The following is a 441-nucleotide window of genomic DNA, read 5'->3' on the forward strand; positions in this document are numbered from 1 at the left end:
GCATGACATTGCGGTGGTCGCTCTTCTTGCAAACTCCAGGATTATAGGATAGAATATGATTGATAATCTCCAATTATCCTACGCGAAAATGATTCGAAATGGTTAGGTCAGTTTTTTCTTGGGGATGGCTTATGAACTTTGCTTATGTCAATGAAATTGTATCGCAGCTACTCTCTAATACCTTTTCTGTGTTTTGCGGTGCTGGAGCCAGTGCTGATATTACAAACAGCAAGTGGGAAGATATTTTCTGCGAGACAACCAGGAAATTTTATCACCGTAAACTGAGCGATGATATCTATTTTTTAGCGGACTTAGAAAAACACTACTACAACGCAGACCATTTCTATAAAGATATTGTAAGTGTCGTTTCCAACGGGAGCGGAAAAGAATCCGCGCACATCAATGGAATTATTAACTTGAATCTCAATCAAGTGTGGACCA

General features: G+C 39.5%; 1 protein-coding gene. It reads left to right on the forward strand.

The annotated features are described in order from the left end of the window. Window positions 1–131: 131 nt before the first annotated feature. A partial coding sequence (locus RX395_RS10095) for a hypothetical protein (RefSeq protein ID WP_316367379.1) occupies window positions 132–441 on the forward strand: 310 nt, incomplete at its 3' end.

Origin of the sequence: Collinsella aerofaciens (genome assembly GCF_032584215.1) — a bacterium.
Classification (GTDB): domain Bacteria; phylum Actinomycetota; class Coriobacteriia; order Coriobacteriales; family Coriobacteriaceae; genus Collinsella.